At 65.3% G+C, this 26,452-nt stretch carries 21 protein-coding genes; 15 read left to right on the top strand and 6 right to left on the bottom strand.

What is annotated here, in order from left to right:
• Positions 1-18 precede the first annotated feature (18 nt).
• Positions 19-450 carry a GlcG/HbpS family heme-binding protein gene (locus tag RS899_RS05650; protein ID WP_024763153.1) on the bottom strand — a complete coding sequence of 144 codons (432 nt, stop codon included), beginning with the start codon at positions 448-450 and terminating at the stop codon, positions 19-21.
• 338 nt (positions 451-788) lie between these two features.
• Here RS899_RS05650 and gcl point away from each other — a divergent pair, with 338 nt between their 5' ends.
• The 11 genes from gcl (at position 789) to RS899_RS05595 (ending at position 15,064) form a co-directional block, all read left to right on the top strand.
• On the top strand, positions 789-2,564 hold the full coding sequence (gene gcl, locus RS899_RS05645; protein ID WP_315809307.1) for a glyoxylate carboligase: 1,776 nt from the start codon (positions 789-791) through the stop codon (positions 2,562-2,564).
• A 130-nt stretch (positions 2,565-2,694) separates the two neighbouring features.
• Positions 2,695-3,477: a hydroxypyruvate isomerase gene (gene hyi, locus RS899_RS05640; protein WP_233298000.1), complete on the top strand. Its 783-nt coding sequence runs from the start codon at positions 2,695-2,697 to the stop codon at positions 3,475-3,477.
• A gap of 69 nt (positions 3,478-3,546) precedes the next feature.
• Positions 3,547-4,437, top strand: a complete 891-nt coding sequence (locus tag RS899_RS05635; protein ID WP_024763150.1) for a 2-hydroxy-3-oxopropionate reductase — start codon at positions 3,547-3,549, stop codon at positions 4,435-4,437.
• 271 nt (positions 4,438-4,708) lie between these two features.
• Positions 4,709-5,980 (top strand): glycerate kinase, encoded by a 1,272-nt coding sequence (locus RS899_RS05630; RefSeq protein ID WP_315809306.1) that lies wholly within the window; start codon positions 4,709-4,711, stop codon positions 5,978-5,980.
• On the top strand, positions 5,977-7,407 hold the full coding sequence (pyk, locus tag RS899_RS05625; protein ID WP_315809305.1) for a pyruvate kinase: 1,431 nt from the start codon (positions 5,977-5,979) through the stop codon (positions 7,405-7,407). Before RS899_RS05630 ends, pyk begins: the two co-directional genes overlap by 4 nt.
• A gap of 513 nt (positions 7,408-7,920) precedes the next feature.
• Complete coding sequence (locus RS899_RS05620; protein WP_315809304.1) at positions 7,921-8,835, top strand: urea transporter; 915 nt, start codon at positions 7,921-7,923, stop codon at positions 8,833-8,835.
• A 32-nt stretch (positions 8,836-8,867) separates the two neighbouring features.
• Positions 8,868-9,704 carry a diaminopimelate epimerase gene (gene dapF / locus RS899_RS05615; RefSeq protein WP_315809303.1) on the top strand — a complete coding sequence of 279 codons (837 nt, stop codon included), beginning with the start codon at positions 8,868-8,870 and terminating at the stop codon, positions 9,702-9,704.
• A 194-nt stretch (positions 9,705-9,898) separates the two neighbouring features.
• Positions 9,899-11,146, top strand: coding sequence for a serine/threonine transporter SstT (gene sstT, locus RS899_RS05610; RefSeq protein WP_054910865.1), 1,248 nt, complete (start codon positions 9,899-9,901; stop codon positions 11,144-11,146).
• A 77-nt stretch (positions 11,147-11,223) separates the two neighbouring features.
• Positions 11,224-12,075, top strand: coding sequence for an ion transporter (locus RS899_RS05605; RefSeq protein ID WP_233298005.1), 852 nt, complete (start codon positions 11,224-11,226; stop codon positions 12,073-12,075).
• A gap of 146 nt (positions 12,076-12,221) precedes the next feature.
• A complete protein-coding gene (locus RS899_RS05600; protein ID WP_315809302.1) occupies positions 12,222-13,877 on the top strand; it encodes a mucoidy inhibitor MuiA family protein in 1,656 nt (551 codons plus the stop codon).
• Positions 13,878-14,065: 188 nt separating this feature from the next.
• On the top strand, positions 14,066-15,064 hold the full coding sequence (locus RS899_RS05595) for a sulfate ABC transporter substrate-binding protein (RefSeq protein WP_315809301.1): 999 nt from the start codon (positions 14,066-14,068) through the stop codon (positions 15,062-15,064).
• 196 nt (positions 15,065-15,260) lie between these two features.
• Here the strand turns inward: RS899_RS05595 and RS899_RS05590 are convergent, their stop codons facing one another.
• Positions 15,261-16,364 (bottom strand): P1 family peptidase, encoded by a 1,104-nt coding sequence (locus RS899_RS05590; RefSeq protein WP_315809300.1) that lies wholly within the window; start codon positions 16,362-16,364, stop codon positions 15,261-15,263.
• Positions 16,365-16,392: 28 nt separating this feature from the next.
• Positions 16,393-17,757 carry an APC family permease gene (locus RS899_RS05585; RefSeq protein WP_054910870.1) on the bottom strand — a complete coding sequence of 455 codons (1,365 nt, stop codon included), beginning with the start codon at positions 17,755-17,757 and terminating at the stop codon, positions 16,393-16,395.
• Positions 17,758-17,966: 209 nt separating this feature from the next.
• Between RS899_RS05585 and RS899_RS05580 the strand changes: the two genes are divergently transcribed.
• From RS899_RS05580 to RS899_RS05570, 3 genes are all read left to right on the top strand, one after another.
• Complete coding sequence (locus RS899_RS05580) at positions 17,967-18,770, top strand: helix-turn-helix transcriptional regulator (RefSeq protein ID WP_315809299.1); 804 nt, start codon at positions 17,967-17,969, stop codon at positions 18,768-18,770.
• A gap of 167 nt (positions 18,771-18,937) precedes the next feature.
• Complete coding sequence (locus tag RS899_RS05575) at positions 18,938-19,522, top strand: HD domain-containing protein (RefSeq protein ID WP_054910872.1); 585 nt, start codon at positions 18,938-18,940, stop codon at positions 19,520-19,522.
• Positions 19,523-19,661: 139 nt separating this feature from the next.
• Positions 19,662-21,053, top strand: a complete 1,392-nt coding sequence (locus tag RS899_RS05570; protein ID WP_315809298.1) for an adenylate/guanylate cyclase domain-containing protein — start codon at positions 19,662-19,664, stop codon at positions 21,051-21,053.
• Between the two features lie 367 nt (positions 21,054-21,420).
• Here the strand turns inward: RS899_RS05570 and RS899_RS05565 are convergent, their stop codons facing one another.
• On the bottom strand, positions 21,421-22,722 hold the full coding sequence (locus RS899_RS05565) for a dicarboxylate/amino acid:cation symporter (protein ID WP_017516453.1): 1,302 nt from the start codon (positions 22,720-22,722) through the stop codon (positions 21,421-21,423).
• 362 nt (positions 22,723-23,084) lie between these two features.
• Here RS899_RS05565 and RS899_RS05560 point away from each other — a divergent pair, with 362 nt between their 5' ends.
• Complete coding sequence (locus RS899_RS05560) at positions 23,085-24,086, top strand: AraC family transcriptional regulator (RefSeq protein WP_315809297.1); 1,002 nt, start codon at positions 23,085-23,087, stop codon at positions 24,084-24,086.
• A gap of 318 nt (positions 24,087-24,404) precedes the next feature.
• Here the strand turns inward: RS899_RS05560 and RS899_RS05555 are convergent, their stop codons facing one another.
• On the bottom strand, positions 24,405-25,748 hold the full coding sequence (locus RS899_RS05555) for an ATP-binding protein (RefSeq protein WP_315809296.1): 1,344 nt from the start codon (positions 25,746-25,748) through the stop codon (positions 24,405-24,407).
• Entirely contained in the window at positions 25,745-26,422 is a 678-nt protein-coding gene (locus tag RS899_RS05550) for a response regulator (protein ID WP_054910876.1), read from the bottom strand. Before RS899_RS05550 ends, RS899_RS05555 begins: the two co-directional genes overlap by 4 nt.
• Between the last annotated feature and the right edge of the window lie 30 nt (positions 26,423-26,452).

Genomic DNA, 26,452 nt, shown 5'->3' with positions numbered 1-26,452 from the left:
CGCCCTTCCCGTCTTCGATCAGCCCGCGTCCGCGACCAGGCCCAGCGCCTGCACACCACGGATCGCACATTGCTCATCGATATCCGACACATCGCCGCTGATGCCGATGGCACCGATCACTTCATTGGCCGAATTGCGGATCAGCACACCACCTGGCGCCGGCACGACGTTGCCCTGCGCCAGCGTATTCACTGCCGCAATGAACGAGGGGCGCTGCTGAGCGTCCGCCGCCAGCACGCGCGACGACTTGCCCAGCGCCACCGCGCCCCACGCCTTGCCGATGGCGATCTGCGGGCGAAGCATGCTCGCGCCATCCTCGCGCTGCAGGCTCAACAGATGCCCGCCAGCGTCCAGCACAGCGATGGTCAGCGGCGCAGTGGACAGCTCGCGGCTGGCGACCAGGGCGTGACGGGTGATGTCCAGTGCGGTTTCCAGGCTCAGGGTGGTCATGAGGTTTTCCTCTTCAAGGGTGATAAGCCGGGGCACGCTGTGCGCACCGATGAATGCTGCACACACGCGTATCAGAAATCTGTACGCAATCTAGTAGCCGAAGGTCTCACCCAAAGCAACTGAAAAGGACAATCCACATCTATTTTTGTATACATTTTTTCAAACGATAGTTTGACCCTGCGTTCAGGTTTTCTCCGAAACCAGCGCAGTAGAAGGCTTTCAGCGAAAAATGACCGCCCAGTCCCTCGTATACAACCCGTCTTGACCTTCGTCGAATTGCCTGTCTAGAATCGCCTCAACTTTTGTACACAATCAGTATAAGAACCGAGGAACAAAATATGGCCAGAATGAGAGCAATCGAGGCTGCCGTACTCGTCATGCGTCGCGAAGGTGTCGATACCGCCTTCGGCGTACCGGGCGCCGCCATCAACCCCATGTACGCGGCCATGAAGAAACTCGGTGGCATCGATCACGTCCTGGCCCGCCACGTGGAAGGCGCCTCGCACATGGCCGAGGGCTACACCCGCACCAACGCCGGCAACATCGGCGTGTGCATCGGCACCTCCGGCCCCGCCGGCACCGACATGGTCACCGGCCTGTACTCGGCTTCCGCCGACTCCATCCCGATTCTCTGCATCACCGGCCAGGCTCCCCGTGCGCGCATGCACAAGGAAGACTTCCAGGCCGTGGACATCACCAGCATCGTCAAGCCGGTCACCAAGTGGGCGACCACCGTGCTGGAGCCGGGCCAGGTGCCCTACGCCTTCCAGAAGGCCTTCTTCGAAATGCGCAGTGGCCGTCCCGGCCCGGTGCTGATCGACCTGCCGTTCGACGTGCAGATGGCCGAGATCGAATTCGATATCGACGCCTACGAGCCGCTGGCGGTCAACAAGCCCAAGGCCACCCGCGCCCAGGCCGAAAAAGCCCTGGCCCTGCTGAATGACGCCGAGCGTCCGCTGATCTGCGCCGGCGGCGGCATCATCAACGCCGACGCGTCCGATAAGCTGGTGGAATTCGCCGAGCTGACCGGCGTGCCGGTAGTCCCGACCCTGATGGGCTGGGGCACCATCCCCGACGATCACCCGCTGATGGCCGGCATGTGCGGCCTGCAGACCTCGCACCGCTACGGCAACGCCACCGTCCTGGAATCGGACATGGTGTTCGGCATCGGCAACCGCTGGGCCAACCGCCACACCGGTTCGGTCGACGTCTATACCGCTGGCCGCAAGTTCGTCCACGTGGACATCGAACCGACCCAGATCGGCCGCGTATTCACCCCGGACCTGGGCATCGTCTCCGACGCTGGTTCCGCCCTGGACGTGTTCCTGGAAGTGGCCCGCGAATGGAAAGCCGCCGGCAAGCTCAAGGACCGCAGCGCCTGGGTCGAATCCTGCCGCGAGCGCAAGCGCACCCTGCAGCGCAAGACCCACTTCGACAACGTGCCGGTCAAGCCGCAGCGCGTCTACGAAGAGATGAACGAGTTCTTCGGCAAGGACACCTGCTACGTCAGCACCATCGGTCTGTCGCAGATCGCCGGCGCGCAATTCCTGCACGTGTACAAGCCGCGCCACTGGATCAACTGCGGCCAGGCCGGCCCGCTGGGCTGGACCATTCCGGCAGCGCTGGGCGTGGTCAAGGCCGACCCGAGCCGCCAGGTCGTCGCACTGTCGGGCGACTATGACTTCCAGTTCATGATCGAAGAGCTGGCCGCCGGTGCACAGTTCAACCTGCCGTACATCCACGTCCTGGTGAACAACTCCTACCTGGGCCTGATCCGCCAGGCGCAGCGCGGTTTCGAGATCGACTACTGCGTGCAGCTGGCGTTCGAGAACGTCAACGCGCCGGAGCTCAACGGTTATGGCGTCGACCACGTCGCCGTGGTGGAAGGTCTGGGTTGCAAGGCGATCCGTGTCTCCGACCCGAACCAGATCGGCGCGGCCTTCGCCCAGGCCCGCGAGCTGATGCAGCAGCACCGTGTACCGGTGGTGGTCGAGGTCATCCTGGAGCGTGTCACCAACATCTCCATGGGCACCGAGATCAACGCGGTCAACGAGTTCGAAGAGCTGGCTCTGAAAGGCGTCGACGCGCCGACTGCCATCTCGCTGCTCGACTGATAGAACCGAACGACTCCTCCCTGCGGGGAGGAGCTGGGGGTGGATATTTCCTGGCGGGGAGTCCCCCACCCCCTGCTCTCTTTAGAAGAAGCCGAGCACCACGCACCACCCGTTCAACAGGAGTGACCCCATGCCCCGTTTCTGCGCCAACCTGTCCATGCTGTTCACCGAGGTGGACTTCCTCGACCGCTTCGACGCCGCCGCACGCGCCGGTTTCAGCGGTGTCGAGTACCTTTTCCCGTATGACGTCGAGGCCGAGGTGATCAAGGCCCGCCTGGACGCCAACAAGCTCGAGCAAGTGCTGTTCAACCTTCCGGCGGGCGATTGGTCGAAAGGCGAGCGCGGCATCGCCTGCCACCCGGACCGCGTCGAGGAATTCCGCGCCGGTGTCGACAAGGCCATCGCCTACGCCAAGGTCCTGGGCAACACCCAGGTCAACTGCCTGGCCGGTATCCGTCCGCAGGGCTACGACTGCGCGACCATCGAGAACACCTTCCTGAACAACCTGGAGTACGCGGCCGGCAAGCTCGAAGCCGCGGGCATCAAGCTGGTCATGGAAATGATCAACACGATCGACATTCCCGGCTTCTACCTGCAAACCACCCGGCAGGCCCAGGACATCCGCGAGAAGGTCGGCAGCGCCAACCTGTTCCTGCAGTACGACATCTACCACATGCAGATCATGGAAGGTGACCTGGCGCGGACCATCGAGAAGAACCTCGCCTCGATCAACCACGTGCAACTAGCCGACAACCCCGGCCGCCACGAGCCGGGCACCGGCGAGATCAACTACCGGTTCCTGTTCGACCACCTGGACCGCGTCGGCTACCGCGGCTGGGTCGGCTGCGAATACAAGCCCAAGACCACCACCGAAGCCGGCCTTGGCTGGCTGAAGAGCCACAACGTCATCTGATTCGCCGGCCGGCGCGGTGGGTACGCACCGCGCCAGCCAGCCCAACAAGAACAACCAGGAGATTTCCTCATGGCCAAAATCGGATTCATCGGCACCGGCATCATGGGCCTGCCCATGGCGCAGAACCTGCAGAAAGCCGGTCACCAGATCTTCGTTTCCACCCACCACGATGCAGCGCCTGCCGCTCTGGTCGAAGCCGGCGCCATCGGCCTGGCCAACCCCAAGGAAGTCGCCCAGGAAGCCGAGTTCATCATCGTGATGGTCCCGGACACCCCGCAGGTCGAAGACGTGCTGTTCCGCAAGGACGGCATCGCCGAGGGCGTGGGCCCGAACAAGGTGGTGATCGACATGAGCTCGATCTCCCCCACCGCCACCAAGACCTTCGCCGAGAAGATCAAGGCCACTGGCGCGCAGTACCTGGACGCCCCGGTTTCCGGCGGTGAAGTCGGTGCCAAGGCCGCGTCCCTGAGCATCATGGTCGGCGGCTGCCCGAACACCTTCGAACGCGCCCTACCGCTGTTCCAGGCCATGGGCAAGAACATCACCCGCGTCGGCGGCAATGGCGATGGCCAGACCGCCAAGGTGGCCAACCAGATCATCGTCGCCCTGAACATCCAGGCCGTCGCCGAAGCCCTGCTGTTCGCCGCCAAGAATGGCGCGGACCCGGCCAAGGTGCGTGAAGCGCTGATGGGCGGCTTCGCCTCCTCGCGCATCCTCGAAGTGCACGGCGACCGCATGGTCAAGGGCACCTTCGATCCGGGCTTCCGCATCAGCCTGCACCAGAAGGACCTCAACCTGGCCCTGGCCGGCGCGCGCGAGCTGGGCCTGAACCTGCCCAACACCGCCAACGCCCAGCAAGTGTTCAGCACCTGCGCGGCCATCGGTGGCAGCAACTGGGACCACTCCGGCCTGATCAAGGGCCTGGAGCACATGGCCAACTTCTCCATCCGCAAGGATTGAGAGGCGGCGGATAAAGCGTTCCGCTTTATGCGCCCTACGAGGAACTTCAACGTAGGGCGCATAACGCCAACGGCGTTATCCGCCAGCAAGAGCAAGGTGACGGGCGAGGTTATGGGAGTGGCGTCGCCCGCCATGCTGCAAAGCGACTCGAACACCCGGCCGGTGGGAATCACGGCCTTGCCGGCCGGGGCGTTCGAATCCATCGCTGAGTCTCCTTTGCCAAGGAGATTGAGCCATGGATACACCACAACAAGAATCACGGGAGCCTGTCATGAGCCTGGACCCACGCGCCTTCCTGCGCGAGCTGTTCGACACCGCCATTGCCGCCGCGCATCCGGCCCAGGTACTGGCGCAGCACCTGCCCACCGATAAAGGTGGCCGCACCATCGTCATCGGCGCCGGCAAGGCCGCCGGGGCCATGGCCGAAGTCGCCGAGCAACATTGGAACGGTCAGGTCGAAGGCCTGGTCGTCGCGCCCTACGGCTACGGCGCGCAGTGCCGCAGCATCGAAGTGGTGGAGGCCTCGCACCCGGTACCGGACGACGCCGGCGAGCGCGTTGCGCGTCGAGTGCTGGAGCTGATCAGCGGCCTGACCGAAAGCGACCGGGTGATCTTCCTGCTCTCCGGCGGCGGCTCTGCCCTGCTCGCCCTGCCGGCCGAAGGCATCAGCCTCGACGACAAGCGCAGCGTGAACAAGGCCCTGCTGAAATCCGGCGCCGCAATCAACGAAATGAACTGCGTGCGCAAACACCTCTCGGCCATCAAGGGCGGCCGCCTGGCACGCGCCTGCTGGCCGGCCAGCGTATACACCTACGCGATTTCCGACGTGCCCGGCGACGAGGCCACGGTGATCGCCTCCGGCCCCACCGTAGGCGACCCGACCACCTCCGCCGACGCCCTGGCGATCCTCAAGCGCTACGCCATCGAAGTCCCGGCAAACGTGCGCGCCTGGCTGGAAGACCCGCGTTCGGAAACGGTAAAACCCGGTGACGAGTGCCTGTCGCGCAGCCACTTCAAGCTGATAGCCACGCCCCAGCATGCCATCGACGCCGTGGCGGCCAAGGCCGAAGCCGCAGGCATCCCCACGCTGATCCTGGGCGACCTGGAAGGTGAGTCCCGCGAAGTGGCCAAGGTCCACGCCGGCATCGCCCGGCAGGTTCGCAAGTATGGCCAGCCGCTGAAGGCGCCGTGCCTGATCCTCTCCGGTGGCGAGACCACCGTGACCGTGCGCGGCAATGGCCGCGGCGGACGCAATGCCGAGTTTCTCCTCAGCCTCACCGCCGACCTGAAAGGTGAACCGAACATCTGGGCTCTGGCGGGGGACACCGACGGCATCGACGGCATGGAAAGCAACGCCGGTGCCCTGATGAGTCCGTGCAGCTACAGCCGCGCCACCAAGGCAGGCCTGAACCCGCTGCACGAGCTCGACAACAACAACGGCTACGGCTTCTTCGCCGAACTCGGCGACCTGGTGATCACCAGACCGACCCGCACCAACGTCAACGACTTCCGCGCCATCCTGGTCCTCGAGAACGACAAATGACTCCTGACAAGAAAGTAAAAATCCTCGCGACCCTGGGCCCGGCGATCAAAAGCCGCGACGACATCCGCGCATTGGTGGAAGCCGGCGCCAACCTGTTCCGCCTGAACTTCAGCCACGGCGAGTACAGCGACCACGCCCAGCGTTTCGCCTGGGTTCGTGAAGTGGAAAGCGAGCTGAACTACCCCATCGGCATCCTCATGGACCTGCAAGGACCGAAGCTGCGCGTGGGCCGTTTCGCCGAGGGCGCCGTCCAGTTGGAGAAGGGCCAGACCTTCACCCTCGACCTCAACGACGCACCGGGCGATGCCCAGCGCGTCACCCTGCCCCACCCGGAAATCATCCAGGCGCTGGAGCCGGGCATGAGCCTGCTGCTGGACGACGGCAAGATTCGCCTGCAGGTGCTCAATGCCCACTGCGATGCCATCGAGACGCGCGTGATGAACAGCGGCGAGCTGTCCGACCGCAAGGGCGTCAACGTCCCCGAGGCTGTGCTCAAGCTCAGCCCGCTGACCGCCAAGGACCGCCGAGATCTTACGTTCGGCCTGGAGCTGGGCGTGGACTGGGTGGCGCTGTCCTTTGTGCAACGCCCCGAAGACATCGAGGAAGCCCGCGCGCTGATCGGCGACAAGGCGTTCCTCATGGCCAAGATCGAGAAGCCTTCGGCGGTGCAGTCCATCGAAGCCATCGCACGCCTGTCTGACGCGATCATGGTCGCCCGTGGCGACCTCGGCGTGGAGATGCCGGCCGAAAGCGTGCCGGGTATCCAGAAGCGCATCATCCAGGTCTGCCGCCAGCTCGGCCGCCCGGTAGTGGTGGCGACGCAGATGCTCGAATCCATGCGCTTCTCTCCGGCGCCGACCCGCGCCGAAGTGACCGACGTCGCCAACGCCGTGAGCGAAGGCGCCGACTGCGTGATGCTCAGTGCCGAGAGCGCCTCGGGCCAGTACCCGCGTGAAGCGGTGGAGATGATGGCGAAGATCATCCGCCAGGTCGAAGCCGAGCCGGACTACCAGGCGACGCTGGAGATCAACCGCCCGGAACCGGATGCCACCGTGTCCGACGCCATCAGCTGCGCGATTCGCCGGATCAGCCGCATCCTGCCGGTAGCGGTGCTGGTGAACTACACCGAGTCCGGTGCCTCGACACTGCGCGCCTCCCGCGAGCGGCCCAAGGCACCGATTCTCAGCCTCACGCCGCAACTGAAATCCGCCCGCCGCCTGACCGTGGCCTGGGGCGTCCATTCGGTGGTCAACGCGCAACTCGCCCACGTCGACGAGATCTGCTCTACCGCCCTGGACATCGCCCTGGCCCAGCGCATGGCGCGCCGTGGCGACACCGTGGTGATCACCGCCGGCGTGCCCTTCGGCCAGCCGGGCAGCACCAATATGCTGCGGATCGAGACGGTGGCGCCGGCGCTGGAAGTTTGATGCAAGCCTGATAGCCCCTCTCCCCAACCCTCTCCCTGAAGGGAGAGGGGGCAGTTCGGAGCCGCCGGTGACTCCGGTGTTCCGCCTTCTGCCGCTCAAGCCCCCTCTCCCGCTTGCGGGAGAGGGCTGGGGAGAGGGCAACCGAGTTCAGGAGCCACGCCAACGCGCGTGCCTCCGCACCGAGTCACTCCCGGACGGACGGGGCCGGGAATACGGGGCCGCGTCCCCGTCCGTCCGGGTTTGACCTTGCTACTGAGTGCTTCAGCAGCAGAAACATGAGCACCGAATGCTTGTCGGTCCATGGCCCCCACGCAGCAACTCCCAATGCTGGCCATGGAACTTTGAGGCTGTTGGCGGCGATCCCGCCGGCAGCCTCTTTTCTTTTTCCAACCCCGTGGCGCGGCCCCGTATAGCGGCGTCACAGAATGCTCACGCACTGCTCGTCGATGGGGCCTCGATGCTCCACACCTAGCGAAGCGCTGCGGAACCCCATTTAACCTGCCCTGTACCCACATGCACCTGAATCCCCTCTCCAGGAAACATCCGCTCCGCCCCCGGCTGATCGGCTTCGGCCAGATCTACCTGCAGGCTGACGCACGCTTCGGCCTGATCCTGCTGCTGACCATCGCCTGGTCCGCACCGCAGCTGCTGCCCGGCGCCGTGCTGGGCGCCCTGCTCGGCCCGCTCACCGCGCGCTTCGTGCGCGAACCCCAGGCGGACATCGACGCCGGCCTGCACGACTACAACCCGATCCTCATCGGCCTGCTGCTGCCCTTCGTGTTCCAGTGGTCGCTGGGGCTGGTGATGCTGACCATTGCCGCCATCCTCACCTCGGTGGCGGTGCAGGCCGTCGTGTTGCGGCAGTCACGCCAGCGCTTCGGCCTGCCGGCCTATACCTCGGCCTTCGTGCTGCTGGGCTGGGTGTCGGTGGCCCTGGGCAAGGCCCTTGGCTTCGCGCCGGCGGCCGCGACCGCCTGCCTGTCCTGCGGCACGGTGAACGCGTTGCTGGATTCGACGACGCTGGGCTTCGGCGAGGTGATCTTCCTCGGTGAACCGCTCGCCGGCCTGACCATCGCCCTCGGCCTGCTGCTGGCGGATCGTCGTGCCGCGTTCTGGGCGCTGCTCGGCGCCGCGGGCGCCTTGGCCATCGCGCCGCTGTTCGGCCTACCGGCCGCCTCCGCTCAAGCCGGACTGCTTGGGCTGAACGGCGCGCTGGCCGGGATCGCCCTGTCGCTGCGCTTTCGCAGCCCCCTGGCGCCACTGTGCGGCATCCTCCTGGCGGTGCTGCTGCAACCCTGCTTCGCGCTGGTCGGCCTGCCCGCCTTCACCACGCCCTTCATCCTCGCCTGCTGGCTGGTGATCCTCGGCCAGCGCCTGCTGGATGTGCTGCTGAGCCAGGGAACGGAACGCACTGGGCCGCGTGTATAGTCGGAGCTCTCCACTGGCGACGGACCGCGACCATGCACTTCGTGAAATACCAGGCTCTGGGCAATGACTATCTGGTGTACGCCGGCAAGGCACCCTTTGCCCTGACGCCAGCGCAGATCGGCCGAGTCTGCGACCGCCACCATGGCATCGGCTCTGACGGCATCCTGCTGGCGAATCACAGCGACAGCGCCTTCGGCCTGCGCATCCTCAACCCGGACGGCTCGGAAGCAGAAAAGAGCGGCAATGGCCTGCGCATCTTCTCCCGCTATCTGTGGGATTGCGGATTGGTCGCAGACCAGCCGTTCGACATCGTCACCGCCGGCGGTACGGTCACCAGCCAGGTATTCGACGAGGGTCGCACCGTCGAGGTATCCATGGGCCGCGCCGAGTTCGCCTGTGCAAGGATTCCGGTGCTGGTCGATGCCCCCGAGGCGCTGGGCTATCCGCTGGAAATAGACGGCGTCGCTTTGAAGATCAACGCCGTCTCCATGGGCAATCCTCACTGCGTGGTCTTCGTCGAACAGACCAGCCCCGAACTGGCCCGCCGTCTCGGCCCATTGCTGGAGAACCACCCGCTGTTCCCCCGCCGTACCAACGTCCAGTTCGTCGAGTGGCTCGCCCGCGATGCGCTGCGCGTGGAAATCTGGGAGCGCGGTGCCGGCTACACGCTGTCCTCCGGCACCAGCAGTTGTGCGGCGGCTTCGGTGGCACGCCGGCTCGGCCTGTGCGACGAACGGATCGAGCTGCACCTGGCTGGCGGGCTGCTGCACATCCGCGTCGACGATGACTTCCAGGTGACCATGCGCGGCGCCGTGCAGCGGGTCGCCGGTATCGACCTGGACCCGGAAGCCTTCGCCAACCTCGGCTGAACTGCCGCTTTTCCCGACGTGACCGGCATGGATCAATGCCGGCCCGCGAGCCCTCGCCCACACTGCGGCATAACGTCCGCCGAACCGCTCAATCGACGGGTAACCGCGCATTTCCCGGATGCAGGCGGCATAATCCGCCCCCTTCCGCAGCCGGCCACGGGTGCGTTCCCCTCATTCACGCAGCGAAAGAAGTCATGACTCTTCCAGCTCCCACTCTCCTGCAGCGACTCAAGGGCACCAGCCTGGTCATGCGGATTTTCATCGGCATGCTGCTGGGCATCGCGCTGGCCTTGGTCTGGCCAGAAGCGGCACGGGCGGTCAGCCTGCTCGGCAACCTGTTCATCTCGGCACTCAAGGCCGTTGCCCCGGTACTGGTCCTGGTGCTGGTGATGTCCTCCATCGCCAACCACAAGCAAGGCCAGCGCACCCACATCCGTCCCATCCTGCTGCTGTACCTCCTGGGCACCTTCTCGGCGGCCCTGGTCGCAGTGGCGGCCAGCTTCGCGTTTCCCTCCACCCTGGTCCTCAAGGCCGTCGCCAGCGCCGACGCAGCCCCGCCCGGCGGTATCGGCGAGGTGCTCAACACCCTGCTGTTCAGCATTGCCACCAACCCGGTAAAAGCACTGCTGGAGGCCAACTTCATCGGCATCCTCGGCTGGGCCGTCGGCCTGGGCGTTGCCCTGCGCTACGCCCGTCCGGCAACCCGTGAAATGGTCGAGGACCTGGCCAATGGCGTGACCCTGATCGTGCGCGTAGTCATCGCCTTTGCTCCGCTGGGCATCTTCGGCCTGGTCGCCAGCACGCTGGCGGAGTCGGGCTTCGATGCGCTGCTGGGCTACCTGCGCCTGCTGGCCGTGCTGCTGGGTTGCATGCTGTTCGTCGCCCTGGTGGTCAACCCGCTGATCGTCTTCGCCAAGATCCGCCGCAACCCCTACCCGCTCGTCCTGATGTGCCTGCGCGAGAGCGGCATTACCGCCTTCTTCACCCGCAGCTCGGCAGCCAACATCCCGGTCAACCTGCAACTCTGCCAACGCCTGGGCCTGCACGAGGACACCTACTCGGTATCGATCCCGCTGGGCGCCACCATCAACATGGCCGGCGCCGCCATCACCATCAGCGTGTTGAGCCTCGCGGCCGCCAACACCCTCGGCATCGCCATCGACCTGCCCAGCGCCCTGCTGCTCTGCGTCGTCGCCTCCCTGTGCGCCTGCGGCGCCTCCGGCGTGGCCGGCGGCTCGCTGCTGCTGATCCCGCTGGCCTGCGGCCTGTTCGGCATCTCCAGCGAAGTCGCCATGCAGGTCGTGGCGGTCGGCTTCGTCATCAGCATCCTCCAGGATTCGGCCGAGACCGCGCTGAACTCCTCCACCGACGTGCTGTTCACCGCGGCGGCCTGCCTGGCCGAAGGCGATGTGGACGAGCAGCAGGCGACCGAGCGCGCCTGATCCTCCCGGGCGGGGCGGCACCAGCCGTCCCGCCGCATCTCGGCTAAGGTGACTGAACCCGTTCCGCGGATTCATTCATGGCCGACACCCAAAGCTTTCGCCAGCGCCTCTACATCATCATCTTCGAGTCCGACACAGCAGCCGGGCGGCGCTTCGACAGCGCGCTGCTGATCGTCATCCTGGCCAGCCTGCTGGTGGCCTTTCTCGACAGCGTCGGGCGCATTCACCAGCAGTTCGGCACCCTGCTCAGTGGAATCGAATGGTTCATCAGCGGGCTATTCCTGATCGAATACCTGCTGCGCCTGTACTGCTCACCCAAACCGCTGCGCTACGCCCTGAGTTTCTACGGCCTGATCGATCTGCTGGCGGTGCTGCCCGGCGTCATCGCTCTGTTCTATCCCGATGCCCAGTACCTGCTGGTGGTACGCGTGGTACGTCTGTTGCGTGTCTTTCGCATCCTCAAACTGCGCCAGTACCTGCGCCAGGCGGACTTCCTGCTCACCGCGCTGCGCGGCAGCCGGCAGAAAATCACCGTATTCTTCCTCTCGGTAATGAGCCTGGTGACGGTGTTCGGCTCACTGATGTACGTGGTCGAAGGTCCCGAGCACGGCTTCACCAGCATTCCGCGAGGGATCTACTGGGCCATCGTCACCCTGACCACCGTGGGCTTCGGCGATATCACTCCGAAGACGCCGCTGGGCCAGGCCATCGCCAGCCTGGTAATGCTCACCGGCTACTCGATCATCGCCGTGCCCACCGGCATCTTCAGCGCCGAGCTGCACAACGCCATGCGTCAGGAACGCCCGCCAGGGCAACTGGACAAGCCCTGCCCGGCCTGCGCCAAGGCCAACCACGAGGCCGAGGCAGCGTTCTGCTCGCGCTGCGGCAACGCGCTGTTCCCACGGGCGGATGACACTGCCAGGGGCTGACCCTGGCAACCGTTCGTCGCCCATCGCGGCATGAATTCACCCAGGCTCAACCCGTTGCCTGCGCCCCCTTCGTCACAAGCGCCATGGACGGACGCCATAGTGGCGTTCCGCAGTGTCGGTCGCCTTCCAGGCCCCGAGGTGAGCACATGCCCTTTCGACTCCACCCACTGATCCTCGCCATGGCCGGTGCACTGGCCAGCACCTCGCTGCTGGCCGCGCCGCAGGTGGCCGACAGCCGCATCAGCGCGGTGACCGTCTACACCGACCGCGCCATCGTCACCCGCACCGCCACCCTGCAGCTGCTCGCCGGCCAGCACGAGATCGCCCTGGAGCAGTTGCCCCTGCGCATCGACGACAACAGCCTGCAGGCCTCGCTCAGCGCCAGCGCCGCCGCGACCCTGCTCGACGTCAGCAGCGCGCCACAGGTATCGCCGCCTTCGCAGGACAATCGCCTGCAACAGCTGGACGCGCAGTTGCGCGACATCGAGCGGCAGGAGCGTGAAATCAGCGACCGCGGCAGCGTGCTGGAAAACCAGAAGCAGTTCCTCGCCGACATCCAGGCCAGCAGCACCAAGCCGGGCAAGAACCAGGCACTGCCGAGCATCGACGAACTGAAGAACCTGCTGCAGATGAGCGAAGGCAACCTGGGCCGCATCCTCGACGAGCAGCGCAAGCTCGACCAGCAGGGCGAGGAACTGCAGCAACGCAAGCAGGAACTGGAGAACCAGCGCAGCCACCTGGCCGGCGACGGCACCCACTACAAGCGGGCCATCCTGCGCGTGGCGCTGGAGAAGCCGGCACAAGTCCAGCTGCAGCTCAGCTACACGCTCTACGATGCCTCCTGGCGCCCGGCCTACGACGCCCGTCTGCGCGACGGCGAAGACAAGATCGAGATGACCTACCAGGGCATAGTCCGGCAGAGCAGCGGCGAGGACTGGACGGACGTCGACCTCACCCTGTCCACCGCTCGCCCCAACCTGGGCAGCAGCGTGCCGGCGCTGTCGCCATGGTTCGTCGACACCTTCGATCCACGCACGGTAATGGCCGCGCGCCCCGCTCCAGCACCGGCCGCGCCCATGATGGCGATGGAAGCGAAGAAAGCCCAGCGCTTCGCCGCCGACGAGATAGCCGTGGCCGGCTCGCTGGAAGAGATGCCCGTCGCGGTCGCCGAAGTCAGCGGTGCCACCACCAGCGCTTCCTTCCATATCCCGACCCGTGCCACGCTCAACAGCGATGGCAGCTCGCAGAAGGTTTCCATCGCCCAGTTCAAGCTGCCGGCAACCTTCCGCTACCTGGCCACACCGTCGCTGCGCGAAGCCGCGTACCTGCAGGCCGACACCCGCAATGCCAGCGACTACCCGCTGTTGCCCGGGACCCTCAACACCTACCTGGGCAATACCTTCGTCGCCAGCGGCCAGTTGCGCGCGGTGATGCCGGGCGAGACCTTCGAGCTGGCCCTGGGCGGCGACGAAGCGATGTCGGTCAAGCGCAAGCTGGTCAACCGCTACACCGACTACACCGGCCTCACCGGCGGCCGCAAGCGCGTCACCTACGAGTTCCGCATCGACGCGCAGAACAACCACAAGACCGAGCAGCGCCTGCAGTTCAAGGACCAGTTGCCGGTCTCGCGCAACGAGCAGATCAAGGTCGCCCTGCTGGAGCCCGAAGGCCAGGAGGCCAGGCGCGAAGACGATGGCAAGCTGCTGTGGGACTGGCAGCTGAAACCAGGCGAGAAACGCAGCACCACCTTCAAGTTCAGCGTCGAGTATCCCAAGGAACTGGAAGTCAGCGGGCTGGAATGACAACTGCCGGAGCAGCCCTTGCCCGGCCGGCCTGCTAGGCTGCCGGGCAACTTTCCGCTTCGTGGCATGCGCAGCAGCGCGGCGCGGAAAACGGCTCGCCGCATAAGCAAATAGCCTTTAAGTATTTAATTGCCATATAACCTGTCGGCATAATCGACGCCCAACAACACTGCCAAAAGGAACTGCTCGTGAAACGTCTGTTCAGCGCCTCGCTGCTGGCCGCCGGCCTCGCCCTGGCCACCGCCGCCCAGGCCGCCCAGCCCCTGCTCAACGTCTCCTACGACGTGATGCGTGACTTCTACAAGGACTACAACGCCGCCTTCCAGAAACACTGGCAGGCCGAAAAAGGCGAGAAGATCACCATCCAGATGTCCCACGGCGGTTCCAGCAAACAGGCCCGCGCCGTCATCGACGGCCTACCGGCCGACGTCATCACCATGAACCAGGCCACCGACATCGACGCCCTGGCCGACAATGGCGGCCTGGTGCCGAAGGACTGGGCGACCCGCCTGCCGAACAACAGCGCGCCTTTCACCTCCGCCACTGTGTTCATCGTGCGCAAGGGCAACCCGAAGGGCCTGAAGGACTGGGACGACCTGGTGAAGCCGGGTATCCAGGTCGTGGTGCCGAACCCGAAAACCTCGGGCAATGGCCGCTATACCTACCTCTCCGCCTGGGGCTACGCGCAGAAGCACGGCGCCGATGAAACCAAGGCCAAGGAATTCGTCGCCCAGCTGTTCAAGAACGTCCCGGTGCTGGACACTGGCGGCCGCGCTGCGACCACCACCTTCATGCAGAACCAGATCGGCGACGTACTGGTGACCTTCGAGAACGAAGCCGAGATGATCGCCCGCGAGTTCGGCCGTGGCGGCTTCGAAGTGGTCTACCCGAGCGTCTCCGCCGAAGCCGAGCCGCCGGTGGCGGTGGTCGACAAGGTGGTCGACAAGAAAGGCACCCGTACCGAAGCCGAGGCCTACCTGAAGTACCTGTGGTCCGAAGAAGGCCAGACCATCGCGGCGAACAACTACCTGCGCCCGCGCAACCCGGAAGTGCTGGCCAAGTTTTCCGACCGCTTCCCGAAGGTGGACTTCTTCTCCGTGGTGAAGACCTTCGGCGACTGGCGCACCGTGCAGAAGACCCACTTCGCCGACGGCGGCGTGTTCGACCAGATCTATACCCCGAACTGATTCGCCGGTACGAGAAAGACAAAAGCCGGAGCTGCCCAGCAGCTCCGGCTTTTTTCATGGCACGGCATCAACTTGTAGGAGCGAGCTTGCTCGCGAAGCCGCCCAACACCAGAGCGGCCGGAAAGCCCGTTCGCGAGCAAGAACCAGGCGTCCCCCTCGCTCCTGCAGGGAGCGCCCAGCCACCGAGCACCGCTGGTTAGCGCTCCCCCTTCCAACCGACCTCGCGCAACGCCGCCAGCAGACGCTCCCCGCTCAAGGCCGGCACCAGTACGCCGTCATCAGTACGCATGTCCTTGCCGGCCAGCAGCACATTGACGATGGCCTCCTCCACCGCCTCCGCCGCGGCGGCGAACAGTGGCGAGATATGGTCGTTGTTGACCATCTCCAGCGCCGTGGCGAACGGCAGGTTCTTGCGCCCGTAGTCCGCCGGCGGCAGGTCGCGGTTGCCGGTGGCGAAGGCAAGGAAGATGTCGCCGCTGGAATCGTCGGTCCCGCCACCAGTCCGGGCGATCCCCAGCGAGGCGCGTTGCGCCAGGCGCTGGCACTGGTGCGGCAGCAACGGCGCATCGGTGGCCAGTATCACCACGATGGAGCCCATGCCCGGCGTGCCCTGTTCGGCGAAGGGCGACGGCACATCGCCCAGGTGACGGCCGACCGGGTAGCCATCCACCCGCAGCTCGCGGCGCTGGCCATGGTTGGCCTGCACCAGTGCGCCCACGGTCCAGCCACCCTGCTCTGCCGGCAGCTTGCGCGAGGCCGTGCCGATACCGCCCTTGAACTCGTGGCAGATCATCCCCGTGCCGCCACCCACCGGACCCTCCCGCACCGGGCCGGACTCGGCCGCGGCCAACGCCTCGCGCACCTGCTCGGCGCCCACATGCTGGCCCCAGATGTCGTTGAGCAGCCCATCGTAGGTTTCCATCACCACCGGCATGCACCAGTAGATGGACGGGTCGGCCAACTCGGAATGCTCGGCGGCGATCAGCGCATCGCGTACCACGCCCACACTGTGGGTATTGGTGATGGCGATGGGCGTGGTCAGCAGGCCCGCCTCGCGAATCCACTCCAGCCCCGTGGCGTCGCCATTGCCGTTGAGCACATGGCAGCCGGCAAAACAGGGTTGCTGGCGTGCCGCCCCCTCGCGCGGCTGGACCACCGTGACCCCGGTGCGTACGGCGCGACCATCGCGCTCGCCGATCAGGGTGCTGTGGCCGACGCGGATGCCGGGAACGTCGGTGATGGCGTTGAACTCGCCGGGCGTGCCCAGGCCGAGGGTGATGCCGAGTTGACGAGCGCGCATGCTGTCTCCTTGGTTGTCGAGCAGGGTTTCAGAGCTTCTGGAAGGCCGGGCTGAGCTTGCCGTAGGTGCTGTAGAGAATCACCGACACGGCCAGTATCCCGACAATGATCATGATGTCCCGCGAGGAAGCGTCCATCAGCAGGTTGAGCAACAGGTAGCCGGCGCCGACCACGGCCAGCATCGCCGGCAACGGCCACAGCGGCATGCGGTACGGGTGCTCGCGGTCGCGGCGCAGCACGCGGCTGAACAGCGCGCAGAGCGCCACCACCAGGTAGACCATCACCAGCAGCAGCACGGTGAAGGAGGTCAGCTCCTCCAGGTTCGAGCTGAAGCTCAGCGCCGCCGAGGGCACGCCAAGGAACAGCGTGGCGATCCACGGCGACTCCCAGCGCGGATGGATGCGGGTGAAGGCGCGGTTCATCAGCGGCGTCCACAGCTCGTCACGGCCGCTGCTGAAGATCACCCGGCCGACCTGGATGACGATGGCGACGATGGCGTTGAACACCGAGAGGAAGATGCCGGCGCTGACCAGCCGCGACAGCGTTTCGTTGCCGTGGGCGGTGAGCAGGTAGCCGACCGGGTCGGGACTGGCGATCATGTCCTGCAGCGAAGGCGCGCCCAGCAGCAGCGCGGTCAGCGGGACGATCTCGATCGCCACCACCAGCACCAGCGACCAGATCACCGCACGGTGCACATTGCGCCCGCCGCACTTCATGTCCTCGGCCAGCAGCACCGCGCCGCCAAAGCCGTTGTAGGAGAACAGCGCGGTACCCACGGCGCCGATCACCAGCGCCCAGGGCGCGGCGGCCAGTATCCCGCCGTCGATGTGCTGCGGCTGCACCAGTACGCTCACCGGCTGGCTGACATGGCCGAAGCCGAGCACCACGATCACCAGCAGCGCCGCCACTTCGCAGAGCAGGAACACGCCGGTGATCCAGGCGTTCACGCGGATATTCAGGATGCCCAGCACGTAGCTGGCGGCGACTATCACCAGGGCCACGGTCTGGGTGTCGAAGTTCGTCCCCAGGGCGTTGTTGAGGTAGGTCGCCGCGCCCGTCGCCAGTACCGGCGGGATGAACAGCAGCGAGACGAGCACGGTAAGGAAGGTGGCGTAGCCGGCGAGCCCGCCGAACACGCGCTTGGCGTAGACATACTCGCCGCCGGCGGAACTGTGGGCCCGGCCCAGCTCGGCATAACACCAGGCGAACATCAGGGCCAGGAACCCGGCGAAGACGAACGCCAGGAAGGCCCCGCTGCCGGCCTGCTGGATGGCGAAGGGAGCGATGACGAAAACGGAGCTGGCGGGGGTGACCGCCGAGACGGTGATGGCGACTACGTCGAGCACGCCCAGGCTGGGCTTGAGCGCGCTCGCTGGCGCAGGGGAAGCGCTCATATCGTTGTTTCCTCGTGTTGTTATTGGTGGCTGAGGCAGGAACGAAGACCTTGTCGCGCCCTCTGAGCGGGGCGCTGCGTGGGGTGCAGTCTGGGCATGGCGAGCGGGGCGGCCAATCACCATTTGGGGTTACGCCCCCTTGACGGCGACGGGCTAAAAGGAGGAAACCGTGGGCCGACTCCTCCGCCCCTCTCAGAGAATTCCCTCGGATGCACAACCTGTTCCGCGAAGTCGGCATGCACGCCAACCTCGGCCGCACCATCGAGCAGATCGGCCAGCCGCGCTTCTGGAAGCAACTGGTCCTGCTGCTGCACCAGTGGTTGCCGTTCGATAACGCCCTGGCGATGTTCTACCCGGCCAGCGGCACTCCGGTGGCGCTGGAGGAATACGATGCCGAACCCACCGTCGGGCCGGCCGCCATGGCCATCTACCTGGACGGCCTCTACCAGCTCGACCCGTTCTACCAGGCCTGCCGCGAGGGCGTGCCCAGCGGGTTGTACCGGCTGGAGGAAATCTCCCCGGACCAGTTCCGACAGAGCGAGTACTTCCTCAGCTACTTCCACGACAACGTGCTGGAGGACGAGGTGCAGTTCATCCTGCAGCTGCCCGGCCAGGGCGCGCTGTCGCTGTCACTGGGCATGCGCAAGCTGTTCGATGGCGAGCAGACCGGCCTGCTGGCGATGCTCTGCCCCTGGGTGCTGGCCTTGATGCAGCAGCACTGGCAGCAACGCGGCCAGCGCCTGCTGCCGGGCGCCAGCGACGGTGTGGCGGTGCAGGTACGTGACGCCCTGAGCCATTTCGGCGCCGGCGTGCTGTCCGAGCGCGAGTTGGAGATCGCGCGGCTGATCCTCAGGGGTTACTCCTCCAAGGCCATGGCCGAGCGCCTGGCGATCTCCCCGGAGACCATCAAGGTCCATCGCCGCCACCTCTACAACAAGCTCGACATTTCCTCGCAGCCGGAGCTGTTCTCACTGTTCCTGCAGTCGCTGGGGCACGATCCGCAGAACCCCTGAGCGAACCTTGAACACCAGCCGCCATCCGTGCGGCTGATGCCGCACCATTCGCGCGCGCCGGGACACCCCGCTGGCGCTGCACGGACACTACCGCGTGCCCGTCAGGCTTCTAGACTGGATCGGTGCCATCCAGACACGCCACGACAATCACAAGAGAGCACAGCCTGATGAACGCACGCGCCAACTTCACCCACATGGAAGACGGCACCGCCGAGGACTGGGCGATCATCGCCAAGGACTTCGGCCAGTACGCCGCGCTTCTGCCCGACCGGATCATGACCCACCTGCGCCTGCTCGACGGCGACTTCGGCGGCTTCCCGGTAGACCGCCTGACCCACTCGCTGCAGACCGCCACCCTGGCCCACCGCGACGGTCGCGACGAGGAGTACGTGGTCTGCGCCCTGCTCCACGACATCGGCGACACCCTCGGCTCGTTCAACCACGCCGACATCGCCGCGGCCATCCTCAAGCCCTTCGTCAGCGAAGAAAACCTGTGGATGATCGAGAAGCACGCGATCTTCCAGGGCTATTACTTCTTCCATCACCTGGGCCTGGACCGGCACCTGCGCGAGCAGTTCAAGGACCACCCGCAGTTCGAGCGGACCATCGAATTCTGCGCGCGGTACGACGCCGCCGCCTTCGATCCGGACGCTGAGGTACTGCCCCTGGAGTACTTCGAACCCATGCTGCGCCGGGTCTTCGCCCAGCCGCGCCGCTCGATCTACCAGAAGCCCGACGGCAGCATGGCCTGAGGGTCCCGAAGCGACCGGCGGTCCGCGACGAGCAGTCGCTAGCCGCCGCTGGCTCCGGGGTAGCGCATGGAATAAGATTCCCAAAATTCAGACGCGTAATTGGCCACAAGCCCACACGCATTAGGGAAGTTTCCTGCGCATGAAGCCTAACGTTCTCGAGCGATCCAGTAGTCCGCTCCCCCCCACCCCTCTGCGCGAATACCATTCCCGCGTGCTGGCCTATATCGCCATCGCCGCGACCATCACCGCCGGCACCTTCGCCAAGTACTTCGGCTACGAGATCCTCTGGATGATTCCGTACGCCCTGCTCTACCCGCACCTGGCCCAGCAGGTCAGCCGCCGCTTCAAGCGCGACACCCCGCAGCGTACCCGCCTGGTGCTGCTGTTCATCGACGCCCTGCACGCCGGTATTGCCACCACGCTGCTGGGGTTCTCCGAGGTACCCAGCCTGATGCTGGTGCTGATCCTTTCCTTCTCGGCGCTGATCATCGGCGGCCTGCGCTCGCTGGGGCTGGCGCTGCTGGTGGGGCTGAGTGCCTCGGTGCTGTCTGCCGCGCTGATCACTCCGGGCTACAAGGGCGCGACCCCCGCCATCGTTTCGCTGGTCAGCGTGCTGTTCTCGACCCTGTACATCTGCATCACCGCCTTCTTCGTGCACCAGCAGGGCCTGCGCCTGGCCCAGGCCCGCTCGGACATCACCCTGGAGCAGGAAAAGGCCGCGCGCCTGGCCAGCAACCTGGCCAAATACCTGTCGCCGCAGGTGTGGGAATCGATCTTCAGCGGCAAGCGCACGGTGCGCCTGGAAACCCAGCGCAAGAAGCTCACGGTGTTCTTCTCCGACATCAAGGGCTTCACCGAGCTGTCCGAGGAACTGGAAGCCGAAGCCCTCACCGACATGCTCAACAACTACCTCAACGAGATGTCGAAGATCGCCCTGAAGTACGGCGGCACCATCGACAAGTTCGTCGGCGACTGCGTGATGGTGTTCTTCGGCGACCCGGCCACCCAGGGTGCGAAGAAAGACGCCGTGGCCGCCGTGTCCATGGCGGTGGCCATGCGCAAACACATGAAGGTCATGCGCCAGCAGTGGCGCGCCCAGGGCATCACCAAGCCGCTGGAAGTGCGCATGGGCCTGAACACCGGCTACTGCACCGTGGGCAACTTCGGCGCCGATACGCGCATGGACTACACCATCATCGGCCGCGAAGTGAACCTCGCCAGCCGCCTGGAAAGCGCGGCCGAAGCCGGCGAGATCCTCATCAGCCACGAGACCTACTCGCTGGTGAAGGACGTGCTGATGTGCCGCGACAAGGGGCAGATCGCCGTGAAGGGCTTCAGCAAGCCGGTGCAGATCTACCAGGTGGTCGACTTCCGCCGCGACCTGGGCTCCAACCCCAGCTTCGTCGAGCATGAGGTGCCAGGCTTCTCCATGTACCTGGACACCAACAACGTGCAGAACTACGACAAGGAACGGGTCATCCAGGCGCTGCAGCAGGCGGCGGAGAAGCTCAAGGACAAGATCATTCTCTGATTCCTTTCCGCTTCTTCAACGCATGCTTCTGCGTGCGCCTTTCTCGTTGATGCACACCCTCCCCGCTGGCGGCCGGCCAATCGCGGGCGGAGTCCGCTCCCATGCGCGCCGGGCGCTCCCTGGAATGTTGCAAGGCTGACGACGCCCCGTCCTGGCTGCACACGCCCGCAGCCACTGTAGGAGCGAGCTTGCTCGCGAACCCGCCCAGCTCCGGAGCTGCCGGGAAACCGTTCGCGAGCAAGCTCACTCCTACAAAACGCGCGCCCCCACCAACCACCCGCCCATAAAAAAGCCCGCTCAAATGAGCGGGCTGGAAAGGCTCCGGTGCTTCACGTTCACCGGGCCGAATTGCTCTTTGAAAAGCGCGTCAGGACGGCTGCAGCTCCGCGGAGTTGCCCGGGCCAGCAGCCAGCTCGGCAGACAGGGTCTTCTCATCCAGCTGCTTGCACCACTTGGCAACCACGATGGTGGCCACGCCATTGCCGACCAGGTTGGTCAGCGCGCGGGCTTCGGACATGAAGCGGTCGATACCCAGGATCAGCGCCAGGCCCGCGACCGGCAGGTGGCCGACGGCGGACAGAGTGGCAGCCAGCACGATGAAGCCCGAACCGGTGACACCGGCGGCGCCCTTGGAGGCGATCAGCAGCACGACCAGCAGGGTCAGCTGGTGGGTGATGTCCATCGGGGTGTCAGTGGCCTGGGCGATGAACACGGCGGCCATGGTCAGGTAGATCGAGGTGCCGTCCAGGTTGAACGAGTAGCCGGTCGGGATCACCAGGCCGACGACGCTCTTGTCGGCACCCAGTTTCTCCATCTTGGCGATCATGCGCGGCAGGGCCGATTCGGAGGACGAGGTGCCCAGTACGATCAGCAGTTCTTCGCGGATGTAGGAGATGAAGCGCAGGATGCTGAAACCGTGGGCGCGGGCGATGCCGCCCAGCACGATCAGCACGAACAGCAGGCAGGTGATGTAGAAGCACAGCATCAGTTGGCCCAGCTGCACCAGCGAGCCGAGGCCGTAGGCACCGATGGTGAAGGCCATGGCACCAAAGGCACCGATGGGCGCGACCTTCATGATCACGTTGATGATGTTGAACATCACGTGGGTGATGCGATCGATGAACTCGAACACCGGCTTGCCGTAGTCACCCAGGCGGTGCAGCGCGTAGCCGAACAGCACGGAGAAGAACAGCACCTGGAGGATGTCACCGTTGGCGAAGGCGCCGACCACGGTGCTCGGGATGACGTTCATGAAGAAGTCGATGGTGCTCTGCTTCTCGCCCGAAGCGATGAAGCCGGTCAGCGCCGCGTTCTTGTTCATTTCGGCGGTCAGCGTGGCGACGTCGGCGTGCATGCCGGCGCCCGGCTGGACGACGTTGACCACGACCAGGCCGATGATCAGCGCGATGGTCGAAACGATTTCGAAGTACAGCAGCGCCATGCCACCCGTCTTCCCCACTGCCTTCATGCTCTGCATGCCGGCGATACCGGTAACCACGGTGCAGAAGATGATCGGCGCGATGGCCATCTTGATCAGTTTGACGAAGCCATCGCCCAGCGGCTTCATCAGTTTGGCGGTGTCGGGGTAGAAGTGGCCGAGTGCGATACCGATGGCGATGGCGATCAGTACCTGCACATACAGGCTTTTGTAGAAGGGTTGCTTGGTCATGGCAGCTCTGTCCTCTGGGCCTGCGCTCCAGGGGAGGCGCAAGACCGAACGCGTTATCTCCCTGCAATGGGAGAATTTGTTTTCAGGGCATGCCAGACGGCAGGCCTTGCTCGCCTATCGCAAGTGCTGTGCCAGACCTTTAAAAAATATGTAACTCCTTTAAATTCAACGGCTTCCGTAAAAAGTCAGGGCACGGAGGCGCCGAATCTGGCGGAAACCCGCCTCCTCGCTGGCGGGTTTCCCGCCCTCTGGCGGGTATCCGCCACGGCCTTCGTACCGTAGATTGTAGAACTCCGATCAGGTTCGATCGGGTTTGCCGCACTGTTCTTTCGGACATGCGGACAGAACAACAAGGACCGCTCATGCGTGAACGCACCATTGCCAGCCATTTCGTCCGCGCCGCCGTCCAAGGCGCCCAGCGCAAGGGGCTCGACGTCCCGGCGCTGCTGCGCGACGCCGGCATCGTCCCGGCCATCCTCGAGGAACCTCGCGCACGGATCGATCCCGAGCAGTTCAGCCGCCTGATGCAGACCCTCTGGGAAGCGCTGGACGACGAATACATGGGCTTCGGCAGCCTGCCGAGCAAGCGCGGTACCTTCGCGATGATGTGCAACGCGATCATCCACTGCCGCACGCTGGAGAAGGCGCTGGGCCGCGGTTCGCTGTTCTACGGGTTGTTTCCCGAGGCGCCGCGGATCGAGCTGGTGCGCGACGGCGACCGCGCCCGGCTGACCCTGGACGAGACCCACCTGCGCGACCCGGACCACTTCCTTACCGAGAGCCTGCTGCTGATCTGGCACCGCCTGGCCAGTTGGCTGATCGGCCAGCGCATCCGCCTGGAGGAAGCCACCTTCAGCTACCCGCCGCCCGAGCACCAGGCCGAGTACGACCTGCTGTTCCCCTGCCCTCGCCGCTTCGCCGCCGGCAGCACCAGCCTGCTGTTGCAGGCACGCTACCTGGACATGCCGCTGCTGCAGGACGAGCGCACGCTCAAGCACTTCCTCAAGGATTCACCCGCCGACCTGCTGGCCCGCCCTGACGGCGGCGACAGCCTGACCAGCCAGATCCGCCGCCTGCTCGGCCGCGACTGCCGTCGCTGGCCGGACTTGGAGCAGGTCGCCGCGCAACTGCACATGAGCCCGCAGACCCTGCGCCGGCATCTACGGGAAGAAGGGCCGAACTTCCAGGAATTGAAGGACCAACTGCGCCGCGACCTGGCGATCTACTACCTGGGCCGCGACGAGCACTCCATCCAGGACATCGCCGACCAGCTCGGCTTCTCCGAGCCGTCGGCGTTCCACCGGGCATTCAAGAAATGGACGGGGCTGACGCCGGGGGCGTATCGCTCGCAACACTCCGAATGAACAGGTAATGCCATGAGCACGACGCCCGCCGCCACACCTCTTGCCGATGCCGAGGAAAAAGCCATCCAGCTCAGGCAAGCAAACTAGACCGTAGGGCGCATAACCCGGAACGGGTTATGCGCCAATTGCCTCGCGGCGGATAACGCTGGCGCGTTATCCGCCCTACGACCTAAAACGAGGCTCCGGTACGTGGGCGTTCGCGAGCAAGCTCGCTCCTACGAAGAGCGGGCCCTGCATAGCGGTCTTCGGCAGCACAGGTCGACCGGCTTTTCTGTAGGAGCGAGCTTGCTCGCGAACTTGATCCCCGCCGACTCTCGATCAACCCGGCAGGCGAATGCGGAAGCAAGCGCCGCCCAGCGCGGAATCCTCCAGCGCCAGCTCGCCGTCGTAGCTGTCGATGATGTCCTTGACCACTGCCGTGCCGATGCCCTGGCCGGGGTGCTGGGTATCCAGGCGCTCGCCGCGCTTGAGGATGCGCTCACGCTGGCTGGCGGGAACACCGGGGCCGTCGTCCTCGATGATCAGTTCGAACATCCGGCCCTCCTTGCGCGCGCTGACCTTCACCGTGGTCAGGCACAGGCGATAGGCGTTCTCCAGCAGGTTGCCGAGCATCTCCAGCAGCGCGCCCTTTTCCAGCGGCAGGGAAAACCCCGGCGGGATATCCCGCGCAAGCTTCACCCGCTTGTCGCGGTAGACCTTGTCCAGCGCGCCGCCGATGGTGTCCAGCAGCGGATCGAGGGCCGCGCGGTGGCGAATCAGGCCGCTCTTGCGCAGGGTCGCGCGCTGCAACTGGTAGCCGATCTGCTGGCTCATGCGCTCGATCTGGGTCTGCAGCACCTGCATCTGCTCGCGGTTCTGCGGCTGGTCGGCGAGGGTTTCGCTGACGCCCTGCAGCACCGCCAGCGGCGTCTTCAGGCTGTGGGCGAGGTCGCCCAGGGAATTGCGATAGCGCTCGCGCTGGGCGCGCTCGCTTTCCAGCAGGCGGTTGACCGAGTCGGTCAGGCGCAGCATCTCGGCAGGATGGTCATCGCTGAGGCGTTCGCGATCACCGGCCTCGATCTGGTCCAGCTCCGAGCGCAGCCCGCGCATGGAGCGAAAGCCCCAGCCCAGGCCGAGCCAGAGCAGGCCCAGCAGCAACAGAAGCGCGCCGCCGAGCCAGAGGTAGAGCTGGTCGCGGAAGCCACTGACCAGTTCGCGGAATTCGCTCTCCGGCTGCATGGTGACGATGCTGTACGCAGCACGCTTGCCGCCGAGCAGGTCAATCTCCACGTCGTAGACGAAGAACTCCTGGCCAGAGGCATCGCGGATGCGGGTGAACTCGTCGATCATGCCATCGTACTTGGGTGAGTAGTCGACGCTTTCGTCCTGGGCCGAGGTAGAGCGCCACACCAGCTTGCCGGACTGGTCATAGATGAAGCCCAGCAACTTGGATTCGGGAAGGTTGAAGTCCTCCACCGGCAGGTGGTCGGGCATGCTCAGGACTTCGCCTTCGATACGCGCCGAGGACACCAGGGTCGCCACGTCCGCCGCCAGGCGTTGCTGGATGGCATTCTCCAGGGCAATGCTGAATGCCCGCTGGAGTGCCGGCAGCAACGCGGCCATGAACAGCACGGCTAGAATCGCCGCACCGATCATCAGGCGCAAGCGCAGCGAGCGGATCATTTACACAGCTCGTTGAAGATGTAGCCCTGGCCGCGCACGGTATCGATCGGTTTGAAGCCCGCTGCGCTCTCCAGCTTGCGGCGCAGGCGCCCGACCAGTACCTCGATGACGTTCGGGTCGCGCTCGTCGTCGTCCGGGTAGAGCTGCTCGATCAGCCGCTCCTTGGCGACCACCTGCTGATGATGGCGCATGAGGTATTCGAGGATGCGGTACTCGAAGGCAGTCAGCTGCAGCGACTCACCGTTGACCAGCGCCTGCTTGCGGTTGATGTCCAGCAGCAGCGGGCCGGCCTCGATGCTCGACTGGGCGAAGCCGCTGGAGCGGCGCAGCAATGCGTTCAGGCGGGCCTCCAGTTCTTCGAACTGGAAGGGCTTGACCACGTAGTCGTCGGCGCCGGCGGCCAGGCCTTCGACCTTGTCCTGCCAGTTGCCGCGAGCGGTGAGGATGAGAATGGGGAAGGTCTTGCCCTGGCTGCGGAATTCGCGGATCAGGTCCAGGCCGCTCATGCCCGGCAACCCGAGGTCGATCATCGCCAGGTCGTGATGGTATTCGGCGGCGCGGTACAGCGCCTCTTCGGCATTGGCGACGGCATCGACCACGTGGCCTTGCTCGCCAAGCCGGGTGTACAGGTGATGGCGCAACAGCGCCTCGTCTTCCACCACCAGCAGTTTCATGCGCGTGCTCCCTGAGTCAGGCAACCGGGC

Source organism: Pseudomonas sp. C9-3 (assembly GCF_032392015.1).
GTDB lineage: Bacteria > Pseudomonadota > Gammaproteobacteria > Pseudomonadales > Pseudomonadaceae > Pseudomonas > Pseudomonas nitroreducens.
Note: the sequence above shows the minus strand (reverse complement) of the source record. Positions and strands in the feature narration are given on the sequence as shown.